This window comes from Jeotgalicoccus sp. ATCC 8456, assembly GCF_016313225.1.
In the GTDB taxonomy this organism is placed as follows: Bacteria; Bacillota; Bacilli; order Staphylococcales; family Salinicoccaceae; genus Jeotgalicoccus; species Jeotgalicoccus marinus.
This window is the reverse complement of record NZ_CP066224.1, coordinates 1370850-1383583: the sequence shown is the minus strand read 5'-3', so window position 1 is coordinate 1383583 and position 12734 is coordinate 1370850. Positions and strand designations below refer to the sequence as shown.

Annotated in this window: 11 protein-coding genes; 9 read left to right on the top strand and 2 right to left on the bottom strand. The window is 35.5% G+C overall.

Going from position 1 to position 12734, the window contains the following annotated elements; all coding sequences use genetic code 11:
* Positions 1-24 precede the first annotated feature (24 nt).
* The 4 genes from JEM45_RS07150 to JEM45_RS07135 are packed head-to-tail and all read left to right on the top strand — an operon-like array spanning position 25 to position 4549.
* Positions 25-1557 (top strand): DUF6583 family protein, encoded by a 1533-nt coding sequence (locus JEM45_RS07150; RefSeq protein ID WP_198687177.1) that lies wholly within the window; start codon positions 25-27, stop codon positions 1555-1557.
* 28 nt (positions 1558-1585) lie between these two features.
* Entirely contained in the window at positions 1586-2806 is a 1221-nt protein-coding gene (locus JEM45_RS07145; protein ID WP_198687176.1) for an ABC transporter permease, read from the top strand.
* A complete protein-coding gene (locus tag JEM45_RS07140) occupies positions 2803-3909 on the top strand; it encodes an ABC transporter permease (protein WP_026865944.1) in 1107 nt (368 codons plus the stop codon). Before JEM45_RS07145 ends, JEM45_RS07140 begins: the two co-directional genes overlap by 4 nt.
* Positions 3896-4549 (top strand): ABC transporter ATP-binding protein, encoded by a 654-nt coding sequence (locus tag JEM45_RS07135; RefSeq protein ID WP_198687175.1) that lies wholly within the window; start codon positions 3896-3898, stop codon positions 4547-4549. Before JEM45_RS07140 ends, JEM45_RS07135 begins: the two co-directional genes overlap by 14 nt.
* A gap of 36 nt (positions 4550-4585) precedes the next feature.
* Here JEM45_RS07135 and JEM45_RS07130 read toward each other — a convergent pair whose 3' ends face one another.
* The gene (locus JEM45_RS07130) at positions 4586-5161 is read right to left on the bottom strand and encodes a TetR/AcrR family transcriptional regulator (protein ID WP_166626338.1); all 576 of its coding nucleotides are present in this window, start codon (positions 5159-5161) and stop codon (positions 4586-4588) included.
* Positions 5162-5304: 143 nt separating this feature from the next.
* On the opposite strand from JEM45_RS07130, the gene JEM45_RS07125 reads away from it, so the two are divergent.
* The 3 genes from JEM45_RS07125 to JEM45_RS07115 all read left to right on the top strand — a co-directional run bounded on the left by JEM45_RS07125 (position 5305) and on the right by JEM45_RS07115 (position 10323).
* Positions 5305-8532 carry an efflux RND transporter permease subunit gene (locus tag JEM45_RS07125; RefSeq protein WP_166626337.1) on the top strand — a complete coding sequence of 1076 codons (3228 nt, stop codon included), beginning with the start codon at positions 5305-5307 and terminating at the stop codon, positions 8530-8532.
* 129 nt (positions 8533-8661) lie between these two features.
* The gene (locus JEM45_RS07120; protein WP_198687174.1) at positions 8662-9345 is read left to right on the top strand and encodes an AraC family transcriptional regulator; all 684 of its coding nucleotides are present in this window, start codon (positions 8662-8664) and stop codon (positions 9343-9345) included.
* Between the two features lie 81 nt (positions 9346-9426).
* On the top strand, positions 9427-10323 hold the full coding sequence (locus JEM45_RS07115; protein ID WP_166626335.1) for a DMT family transporter: 897 nt from the start codon (positions 9427-9429) through the stop codon (positions 10321-10323).
* 47 nt (positions 10324-10370) lie between these two features.
* On the opposite strand, the gene JEM45_RS07110 is transcribed toward JEM45_RS07115, so the two are convergent.
* A complete protein-coding gene (locus tag JEM45_RS07110; RefSeq protein ID WP_026865938.1) occupies positions 10371-10940 on the bottom strand; it encodes an immunodominant staphylococcal antigen IsaB family protein in 570 nt (189 codons plus the stop codon).
* 237 nt (positions 10941-11177) lie between these two features.
* Here JEM45_RS07110 and JEM45_RS07105 point away from each other — a divergent pair, with 237 nt between their 5' ends.
* A complete protein-coding gene (locus JEM45_RS07105) occupies positions 11178-11726 on the top strand; it encodes a helix-turn-helix domain-containing protein (RefSeq protein ID WP_198687173.1) in 549 nt (182 codons plus the stop codon).
* Positions 11727-11747: 21 nt separating this feature from the next.
* Positions 11748-12707, top strand: a complete 960-nt coding sequence (locus tag JEM45_RS07100; RefSeq protein WP_198687172.1) for a zinc metalloprotease — start codon at positions 11748-11750, stop codon at positions 12705-12707.
* Positions 12708-12734: the final 27 nt, after the last annotated feature.

The window sequence follows — 12734 nt, the reverse complement described above, 5'->3', positions numbered from 1 at the left end:
TAAGAATACTAAGGAGATGAGCATATGGGTAAGAAAGGATTTACTATACTTGGTGTCTCTGTCGGCGCCCTCATTGTTCTGGCAATCGGTGGATACTTTGTTTACCAAAATGTTGTGAATACACCTAAGAACAACTACCTTATGTCGGAGTTGGATAGCACTGAGAATATGACTGAAATGTTCGAGGAAAGATTTGAAGATGAATTAGAATGGTACGAAAATTCTATGGATAATCCAACAGAATCGAGCATGACGCTTACAGCTGAGACTAATGATCCTAACTTAGAAGAAAGTGGTATCTCAGAAATGATTAATAATGCTGAGATTAACATAACTGGGAGTCAAGATATTAACGAAGAACTCGCAACATTTGGTTTAGATGCAAATGTTGGTGCGTTTACCATTGAAGATGTTGCTGGTTATGTTACTGGAGAAAAAATGGGTCTTACGCTACCATTTATTGAAGATTACTTAGTTTTACATGAAGAAGATACAGGGACTTTTCTAAATCAAATGGATCCTGAAACGTTCCCTAATGAAGAAAATATTGATTTCTCTACCTTCTTCCAAACCAATGCATTAACAGAAGAGGAACGTGAGTATTTTGTTGACGAATATTCAAGTTTCCTACAAGAAAATTTACCAGACGAAGCCTTTGAAGAAGAAAGTGAAGAGATAACAGTCGGTGAGACAACAGTTAATGCAGATAAGCTGACGATGACTTTATCAGAAGAAGAAATGCACACATTCTTAAGAGAACTTTTAACAAAGATGTCTGAAGATGAGAGACTGATTGAATTAATCGAAGCTCAGATGACTCAAGCGAATATGAGTATGCCAGCAGGTGAAGAGATTGAAACAGACCCAAGTCAGCAACTAAAAGATGCTGCTGAAAATGTTGAGGATATCGGGTTCCCAAATGGTATGACATCAGTTATTTGGACTGATGATGAAGATAATATTGTACAACGTGATCTAGATGTATCCGTAACGATAGATGAGCAAACGGAAGATATTGAATTGGACTCAACACATGAAGTGCGTGAAGATGGAAATCTAATCAATGTTTCACTGGGTACTGCTGAAGATAAAGTTAACTTTACTTTTGATTTAAACGAAGTAGATTCAGGCTATGAGGATGTAATGACGTTAAATGTTGAGGATGAAGACATTTTAGTCCTTAACTCAACGAAAACTGAAGAAGAAGATAATGAGATTTGGAATCTTGAGGCAACAGTAAATAACTTTAGCCCTGATCAAAGTACGCCATTTAATATCTACATGGAGTCATCAACAAACTATGGAGATGATCAGGCATCAGGTGATATCCAACTATATGCAGACGACGGTACGAATATTACCAGAGACACTGCAGTTCTAAACATTGCACATGAAAGTCAGTCTGTTAATGAGGTCGAGATTCCTTCATCAGAAAATGAAACAGATATTGGTAAGATGAACCAAGAAGAGCTTGAAACATACTTTACTGAAGAAGTGGAACCTAAACTAGAATCATGGCTTAGCGAAAACTTCGGTACAGGTGCTAGTGTTCAATAATTTAAATAATAGGAAGGGTGCGATAGCAATGAAAAAAATGAGACATATCCTCGTATTCATTGCTAACGACCTTCATAGATTTAAGAGGAAGTGGCTATCACTTCCTCTTATTTTACTTGCTCCAATTCTATTTACGGCTCTACTAATCTGGATATTAGGTAATGTTTTATCAGTAGTAGACGAACAAGATATCAACATTGGTTTAGTGAATATGGATGAAAATGAAACGACTGACATGCTCGTCAATACTTTAGCAGATACAGCTGATTTTACAGACGGTATAGAGATGGAGCGATTAGATATAGATGAGGCGAATGCTTTAATTGATAATAACGAGCTGTCTGCATTTATTGTGTTTCCAGAAAATTTTGCAGAAAATATGATGGAGGGGCAAACAAGTCAGCTAGAAGTGACTGGGAATCCAGATCGTAAACTTGAAAGTTATATGATTAGAAGTGTACTGGACACCCTCATTCGACATCTTAGAAATTCCCAATCCAATGTACTTACAGTGAATCACTATGCAAAATCATTTGATATGTCAGATGAACAAAGAGAGGATTTGATCTTTCAAGAATTTGTGAGCCAGTTTGTGCAGGTTATTTCTTCAGACACCTTAGTTGATGAAGAAGAAGTATCACAGAACTTTAGTTTAGGTATATCTTACTTCTTATTAAATGGCATGTTTATTTTATTAACTATTTGGCTGTATTTACTGTACCTGATGTTAATGAAAGATAAAAACCCAGGACTCAGTGAAAGAATGAAACTACTAGGTGTAGGACATCTGGCACAAGGAATCTCAAAAATAACTGCTCTGATGCTAATTATGATCCTACCTTCTGTACTTATTTTGATGACGGCTCTTTATTTAATCGGAAATGCATTAGTCATAGAAAATTTAATGAGAATTGGCATTCTAATTTTCATACATCTATTAATAACGGTTATCTTGCTCCTTATTATCGATTGGTTGTCTAAGAGCTATAAACTAACGATGATATTACAATTAATGATGCTTTCACTCATTATTGTTTTTTCAGGAGCGATTATACCCAGCATTTACTTCCCTTTATATTTCGACTGGATCTTTGACGTAACTTATTCATATCAGGCACTGAATTGGCTTCAGGAAATTGTATTAAATGAACGATTTACGATGGAAATTAATATTATGTTATTCAGCTTGTGTACACTATTGGTGATGATGCTTATCATTGGTTTATTAAAGGAGCGTAGAGTCTCATGATGGATATGATTAAATCGAGATGGATCCTCTTGAAACGGCACCGCTTGAAGCTCATTTTTTGGTTGTTTATACCGTTATTTGTAACGGTAGGTGCAGTCTACGTGACTTCTAATGTATCAGAAGATTTTAGAGTGCCAGTAGCTGTAGTTGATGAAGCTGACGTTGAAGAAACTGATAGGATAATCAAAGGGTTAGAAGAGAGTAATTATATTAGAATAGACCATTTTGAAAGCAGTGAAAAAGATGATGCTTTAAGAGTTTTAGAACAGTATCAATATGACAGTGTCTTGGTGTTTGGTGAAGATTTTGAGGATAAAATTTTGTCAGGTGAGCGGCGTAATATGGTTGAAACATACTATACAGATCGTTCTTTTGCATACAGTACGGTTAAGGAGTTACTTGCCTCGTTAATACAAGAATCCTTAAATAGTCAAAGAATCACTGAGCAAATACAAGACCTAGAAATGGAATTGTTTAATGAAACCACAATAGAATCAGAAACTATACTTGAAACAAAAAATCAAATTGATATGGACTCTAACCTAGTCAGCCAAAACTTCACTTTTAAGGGTAAGGAGACCATGGAACAAAATGATAGCACAATCGATCCTTGGTTAATCTGGGCATACGTATCTCTTTTAACAACGGTATTCATTTTTGAATTTGTTACACGTGAAACAAGGAGCGAGACAAAACAACGTTTTTTATATCTAAACTATTCGTTTAAGGCATTTATGATTACCTCATTTTTAGCTATGCTGATAGTAATGTACATGATTGATCTAGTCACATTACTTATTATTAAGGCAATGTTTGATCAGAGTGTTAGTATAGTTAGCCTACTCATCTACAGAGCTATAGTGAATATTATTGTATTTATTGTTGCATTCTACTCTAGAAGTAAATTATCACTATATAGAAATGGGCTAGGTTTGATTGGTGTCTTATTAGGACTTCATATCATTATGCCATTCTTAAATGGAATATCGAACTTTCACCCTGTTATCGCACTAGTTGAGAATAATAACAACTTCGTGATGCTGTTTGTAACCATCTTAGTATTAACTGTTTGTTTAGGGAGGAATCGCAATGCTAGAAGTTAAGTCTTTGTCTAAAAGCTATGGTAAGAAAAAGGTGCTCGAGAACTTTAATCTTTCTGCATCTAAGGGAGAAGTCATTGGGCTCGTCGGCGAAAATGGAGCAGGCAAGTCCACCTTGTTAAAAATACTTGCGACACTGCTAAAAGAAGATAGCGGGCAAGTGCTTTTGAATGACCGAGATTATAAAAAGCACTACCGGTCACTCAGGCAGTACATTGCATATGTTCCACAAGAACTCGCACTATGGGAAGACCTAACGGTTATGGAGAATATGAAGTTCTTTGAAAACCTATCCAAGACAAGGCGGTCAAAAGAGGAATTAAAATCTATACTTGAAGCAGTTCAGCTTAAGCAAGATGATAAAAGAGTCAATCAGTTATCTGGTGGAATGAAAAGAAAATTAAACCTAGCTGTTAGCATAATTAATGAACCGAAACTATTACTATTGGATGAGCCAACAGCAGGTATTGATTTGAAATCTCGTATAGAGATTGGAGGTTTCTTAAAGAAATTAGCACAAGAGCAAGAGGTGCTTATAATATATACCTCTCATGACATGAATGAAATTGAACAAATATGTGATAGGGTCGTTATAATTGGTCAGGATGATTTTTACAGAAACCTGTTACATCAATACATCTAGATGCGTTATTTTATAACGCATAGTGTTACAAATAGGTTATTTACTAATCAAGGTCTGTAGGATGCTTATTACACCATCCTGTGAAATATCTTCTATGAGTTTTTCTAATTCAATTTGGTCTAAGGTTGACCCTCTTTCTACCCAAAGTTGGAATACACCAATGATGGCTGACATGTGATACTCAATAATAAATTGAATTTTTTCTGGTTCGTTAATATCCGAACCGTTTAGGTATTCCATTAGTATTTCACGTGTGCGTATTTTTAATTCATGAACAAAGGAGGGATCACCTTCAGGTCCAAGTAAAACGATTATCTTCTCTTGGTTCTCCATGAAATAATCATTGGAATGGCTGAGCGTATCAAAGATTAAGTCTTCCTTCTTCTCTATTCTTTGAATCGGGTAAATAATCATGTCCTTACTCGGCATAATAGACTCTTTAATCTCTTTAAGTACTTCATAAGTATCTTTGAAGTATGCGTAAAATGTTCCACGATTATAGCCTGCACGATTTGTTATTTCTTTGACAGTGATTTTTTCGATGGGTTTATCTTTATAAAGTTCCCAGAATGCTTCAATTAAATTTTCTCTTGTAAGTGATTTTTGTAACAATATAGACACACCTTTTCTTTTCCGACACTGCGGATCATACTGTTGATTGATATAGACATGTTTTTTAGTTTAATATATAGAATTGTACAACACGTTGTTGGATACATACAAATACAATAAAAATAATGAGGGGCGAAAAATAATTGAAGCTATCTGATTTTTCTATAAGACGACCTAAATTTACAATCGTCGTTATGATAATACTTATGCTCTTAGGTGCAGTCTCATTAACAAGACTCCCTTTGCAGCTAATGCCACCGATTGAACCTCCTATTGCCGCGGTAGCAACAACTTACCAAGGTGCTGGGCCTGAGGAAGTGATGGAAGACGTTACAGTACCGTTAGAATCTGAATTGTCGTCTATAAATGGTTTAAGTAATATTTCTTCTCAGTCACAGGAAAACTCTTCAGTTGTTATTATGGAATTTGACTATGATATGCAGATTGAAGATGTAGAAAGTGATATTAGAAGGGCGATTGATGCAGTTGAATTACCTGAACAAGCAGAATCACCGTCCTTTTTAGAATTTGATATCTCTATGTTGCCTAGTATTCAACTGGCAGTCACTTCTGAAGGAGAAAGTGTTGTTGATTACCAAGATCAAGTGGAAGACTTAATTACAGAGCTTGAAAATATCGAAGGGGTCGCATCAATCACTGAGAATGGTGCAGTGACTCAAGAGATTCAAGTGAACTTAGATATCGACGCACTTGAAGAAGTCAACATGAGCCAGAGTGATGTGGCAGGATTAATCGAAGCAAATAACATATCGATACCAAATGCTACGATTGTCGATGAAGAAGAACGTACATCTATAACGACGCGTACGGTTAGTAATATTGACAGTGTTGAAGCCTTACGCGAATTAGTTATTACGGACATACCTGATGGCGGGACACTCACTCTAGATGATATCGCAGATGTATCTGTTGAAGCACAGGACTCAAACTCCATCACAAGATTGAATCAAGGTGACGCCTTATCTATAGACGTGATGCTCGCTTCAGATGCGAATGCGTCGCAAGTTAATAAAGAGTTTAATAAAGTTCTTGAAGAAAAACTTTCTGAAGATGAATTTAGTAACCTAACAGTTGAATCACTTTATGATGAAGGTGAGTATATTGATCTTGCAATAAATAGTGTCTATACGTCACTTATTTCCGGTGCAATACTTGCTATGGTTGTACTCTTCGCTTTTCTTAGAAATTTAAAAGCACCGCTGATTATTGGTTTAGCAATACCATTCTCAGTCATAACAACTTTTGCGCTATTATTCTTTACAGATATAAGTATAAACTTAATGACACTAGGTGGTTTGGCACTCGGTATTGGTATGCTAGTGGATAATGCTGTAGTTGTTATTGAAAATATATATAGGCATCTATCTATGGGCAAAAACTCCAAACAAGCTGCAAGTGATGGTACAAAAGAAGTTGCATCTGCTATTATTGCATCAACTTTAACAACAGCGGCTGTGTTCTTGCCGGTTGTGTTTGTTAGTGGTTTAGTTGGACAACTATTTACACCACTTGCGATTACAGTAGTGTTTAGTTTATTTGCATCGTTGTTTGTCGCCTTAACTGTTGTTCCCATGATTGCAAGCCGTATTTTAAGCGCACCTAAACAGAACATGGAAAAAGTCAGACAGGAAAGACCATATATGAAGTGGTTGACGCGTGCGACGCGTTGGACCTTAAAACATCGTCTCTTAGTTCTTTTCATCACGACTATACTAATGGCACTAGGTTTACTAGCTATCTTTAACCAAGGTATGACTTTGATGCCTGAAAGTGATGAAGGTGCCATTACGATTGAAATTGAAAAAGAACAAGGTACTATTTATGAAGACACTCTAGAAACAGTGCAAGAAATTGAGAATTACTTAGAAGATTATTCTGAAATTGATATGTACCTTAGTAACGTTGGCTCTTCTCAACCAATGATGTCGATGACTGAAGAGACAAACAAGGCTAGTGTTACGGCAACGCTTGTTAGTCAAAATGAGCGTAATGTGACGACAAATGAATTCATAGAAGATATTGAAAGCGATGTGGAATCCCTAGATGAATCAGCTGATATCAATGTGATTCCTATGTCTCAATCAGGTATGTCATCAGAACCGAATACCTTGATGTTGAATGTATCTGATGATGATTCAGAAAGATTGAAGAAATCAGAAACAGCAATAATTAGTGCTTTAGAAGAAGATGATCAGATTGACAGTGTGACATCTAGTCGTGAAGATCTAGTTTCCGAGATGCAGATCAATGTTAACCGTGAAGCGGCTAGAGAGAATGGTTTACAGCCAGCTCAAATTGGTCAAGCACTTTATGAAGCTTCCAATGGTATAGAATCTTCTACAGTAGAAGGTGAAAATGATTTCTTAACGATAAATGTGAAGTACCCAGATAGTTATTTAGAAAGTGTAAATAACTTTAGAAATCTAGAAATTGCTAATGCTGAAGGTGAATATGTTCAGGTTAGTGAGGTTGCAGAGTTAGTTGAAACTGAAACTCTACCGTTAATTAATAGAGATAGTCAGGAAGAAACTAGCGAACTCACAGTAAACTACGATTCTTCTATGTCATTAAATGAAGCGGGTACCTATGTCCAAAATATAGTAGATGATGCAGACTTTAGTGATGATACACACTATTCAGTGGGTGGAGATTTAGAAATGCTTGGAGATGCCATTCCACAAATCCTTCTTGCAATTGTCCTAGGGATTGTCTTTATCTACTTAGTTATGGCAGCTCAGTTTGAGTCATTCAGACATCCATTCATTGTTATTATTGCAATGCCATTGACTATCATTGGTATTGCGCTCGGACTGATTGTAACGAATAGTCCACTCAGTATTGTATCCTTTGTCGGTATTATCATGTTGCTGGGTATTGTGGTCAATAACTCCATATTGCTGGTGGATTATACTAATCAGCAGAAAGAAAAAGGAATTCCAACAATTGATGCACTTGAACTCAGTGTGCAACATCGTTTCCGTCCAATACTAATCACAGCCCTAACGACAGCACTAGGTATGTTACCACTTGCTATAGGTATTGGCGAAGGCGGAGAAATGATTGCACCGATGGGTATAGTTGTAATCGGAGGTCTTGTAAGTAGTACCTTCTTCACACTATTTGTCATTCCTATTTTCTATAGTTATATCGACAAAGAAACGCGTAATATGAATAAGAAATATATGACACCAGATGGTGAAGTGATTACTCAAAAAGAAGTCGATGAGATGAAACGTCAAGAAGAACAAGGCGATATGAACATCGAAGAGACTGAAGAAGAAAAAGAAGACTATATCGATGAAATGCAAAAATTAATCGATAAGATGCGTGAAGACAACAATAATAAATAAGTTTCATAAATAGGCTATCCAAGGGGATAGCCTAATTTTTATGAATAAGTCTAAAAAATGGTGTTTATTGTTCAATTATGATTTGATGAAACAAAGCGCAAGATTTGTTCGTAATAAAGGGGGAGGACCATGACTTTAGATATTACCTGTGAGAAAAGAATTTACACGAATGACGTCACATCACACTTTCACGAACATGGACAGCTATTATTTCCTTTGTATGGCTCAATGGATTTAAAGACGATTGAGCAACAGGTGAAACTAACACCAGACTATGTTTACTATTTAGCTCCAAAAAGTAAACATACCTTTCACTCAACTGATCAGAATGAGTTTTTAGTCTTGGATATTCCAAATAATATGTTACCAGGTGAAACGAGAGATATGTATGTTGAGATGAATACGCAGTGGGCATCAGTAAAACAATTATTAATGAACGAAACAGCAAATAATGCGATTGCAAATTTAACCAATTATGTAGTGGATAAGTTAGATACAACTACACCAAAATCTATTGATTACATTCATAAAAATTATAAAGATAGGGTCAGTATTGAAAGGTTGGCTGCTGAGGAAAATTATCATCCTGCATACTATTCGAAGTGGTTTAAAAAACAAACGGGGAAAAGTGTAAAAGCGTATTTAGATGAATTGCGCTTATTAGAGGCTAAAAGACTCTTACAATTCTCATCTTGGACTATCACACGAATTGCGGGAGAAATTGGCTATGATAATGTGTCGTCGTTCACACGCTGGTTCGTAAAGGCACAAGGCATGTCACCTCATGCTTTTAAAGAGCTTAAGAAAAGATAAATCATATGTTTAAAACTATAAGGAAAGTTTCTATGTAACGAGATATGATACTCGTAATAGAAATTTTATGAGGTGATTAATATGATTAAAATTTTGAGCCCACTGCTCATATTATTCGCAGCGATTCTTTGGGGTACGGCTGGGACTGCACAGGCCTTAGCACCTAGTGAGGTACATCCCATTTCGATCGGTGCAGTCAGACTATTTATAGGTGGAGGATTCTTGCTAATGTTAGTCTTAGCCACTCGAAGACTAAGACTTAATGAAATTCCATATAAAATAGTCATTGGTGCAGCTTTATGTATGGCACTATTTCAGCCATTCTTTTTTTCAGCTGTATCTTTAACAGGTGTTGCGATTGGGACAGTCGTAGCCATAGGTAGTTCTCCGGTTCTCGCAGGTTTAATTGAGATGATAATTTTAAGAAAGAAGCCAAGCAAAACATGGTGGATTTCCACCCTACTATCAGTCGTTGGAGTGATTCTTCTATTCTCGAATCAAGGTACGACCCAAGTAGATCCTAGAGGGATTTTACTCGCACTTGGTGCAGGATTGAGCTTTGCAAGCTATACAATAATAAATAAGAAAGTCGTTTCTAGTATTCCGGCCCTACCTGCTGTGGCAGTAGTATTTACGATTAGTGGATTAATGTTATCGCCATTTTTATTTATCTTCCATGCGACTTGGGTTTTCACATCTGATGGATTAATCACTGGTTTGTACTTAGGCGTCATTGTAACAGGTATCGCTTATTTCATGTTTGCTAGAGGGTTAGCTAATGTTGATTCATCAACTGCTGTAACCTTATCCCTAGCAGAACCTCTGACTGCAACAATGTTAGGTGTGTTTATGTTGGGTGAAGCGATGTCACCTTTATCTTGGTTTGGTCTTATCCTTGTTCTTCTAGGTATTGGAGTATTAATATTATCCACTGTAAAGAAATCTAAGCGTTTTGAAGCGGAATATTCAAATGTATAAACGAATGACACAAAAAAGGATCTCACTCGTGAGATCCTTTTTGAATATTAATATGAGCTGCTGTAGCCAATTACAGTTTGGACGACATAATCATCTTCTACGTTAAAGGCAATCACACTCTTTTCATCTTCGTCTTCTTGATCACCAAGTTTAAATACATAGGTGTCGTATGGTTTATTTTTATGCTCAATAAGTTCGTAGTCATCACCGTATGAATCGATGATATCATCGATTTCTAATTGCTCATCTTGTATAGGGAAAACAACCTTAGTTACACTATCCCCACGTACAGTAAACTTCTGATCATTTTCTTCTACAAACTCAGATTGTTCATCTTTAACTTTCTCATAATCTGCTTTAGAAGCTTCAATTTCATGACCATTAAAAGCAAGTGTACCATCTTCCTCTAATGTCTTAGTAAAGGCATCATTTAAAAGGAATTGCCCATCACCAAAGCCAGTATCACCTTGGTATTTATAATTGGTATTACTGTTTTCTTTTTCAGCGGCTTGTATTGTGTTATTGGTGTTAATCTCATTATCGATCTGTAAGCCTGTGACAACTGTAGCTGCAATTCCAGCAGAAGCAAGAACTTTAACTAGTTTATGAATGTTCATGTCTTCATCTCCTAAAAATAGATTCCGAACTTTGAGTCTGACATATTTATTCTATAACTGCAAATGACAAGGGGTAAAATTAAAAATAATGCTATGCATTATATTATAACATATAGCGTTATAATTGCGATATATTTAGTATGTAAAAGTATTTAGACACTGTATTTTGAAAATGTAAAAGACGATTGGTGTTAATATTGTTATAAGATAATTACTTTGAAATTAGGAGAAAACTAAATGGAACTTAATAAGCAGATTAAGAAATTTAGAGATCGAGATGGTTACTCTCAAGAAGACTTAGCTGAAAAACTTTTTGTTTCACGTCAAACAATCTCGAACTGGGAGAATAATCGAAGTTACCCAGATGTGCATAATTTAATGATGCTTAGTATCTTGTTTGATGTTTCAGTTGATGAATTAATTAAAGGAGATATTCAGTATTTACGATATAAAACTGAGCAAAAGAAATGGACAATTTGGTCTAATATCATGTTAATTTCGGCAATCGTTTCTGCCTTCTTATTTGTTCCTGCAATGCTTTTGGACAATCGTGTGTTATTAATCACGTCTATTGTATTGTATATACTTGCGATTGGTGCTTCTATACCCATTGAGATTCTAAAACGTAAAGAAGGTATATATACCTACCGTCAGTTAATTGATTTTTACGATGGTAAGGACATTAAAAAGAAGAAACGTTTCAGTGATATTGTCATCACCTACCTTACCTTTCCTATTCTACTTATTATTGTGATATTGATTAGCTTTCTCATGTTTTCCTCCTAATTCTAAAAAAAGGAATGATTCATGATGAATTTCTTTTCAAGTAATCTAATTGTAATTTTAATCATTTATCTTGTGCTACCATTGGCTGACCTCTTTTTTGACTTAAATGGCATATTGATCGCTTTACTTATTACTGTTTGGATGGCTACTGTTATTTTTCATGAACTTGGCCATTGTTTTATTGCTAAATGTAGAGGTATGAGAATTGCATTTATTTCTGGTTTACTCGGAATGTATATGAATGGCAGATACTTTTTTAAGATTCCGATGTACTTTAGTTTTGGTGCAATGCTTGCCTATAAACCGTTAAGAAAAGGTCATATTACAAAGCATGATATAATCTGGCTGAATTCAGGGGGGTTCATATTCAATTTAATTTCAGTGTTAGTCCTGTTATTAATCGATCAACTCTTTAGTTTAGATAGCTATATTTTAAATTTTGCTATAAGGATGAACATAATTATTGGTGTCGTTACTGGTCTAAATCCATTTGCAGCAGATGGTAAAAGCATTTGGAACTTATTACGTGGAAAAAATGATGAACTGAAATTCTACGACTCTATGAACTATATTTATGATTCTGAAGTTAGTAGTACACGTATTTTAGAAGAGCTTGATAGAGATCGAGATATTATTTCTACTTATGCGAGTAACATTGCGTGGGTTGAACGTCATGTGGATAGTAATGAAATTACACAAGTGTATCAAACTGAACTTCACGATTCTGAGACGCTGAATTATAAGCTTATCAAAGCGTTTCAATTGTTATATAAAGCAGCCGATGGACATCAAATTGATGATAAAGAAGTTGAGATATTTAATGAAGTGAATACGAGTTTATATGTTGTATTTGGACAAGTCTATCAGTACTTTAAAACTGGTGATGAAACAATATTAGATAATCTCTTAAGGAAAAGGATATGGTTACCGAGTCAAAGAGAAAACAAGCTTCTAATCAATGCAATTCAAAGAATAATATAGACAAAAGAGAGCTGTATGTTCTGATAT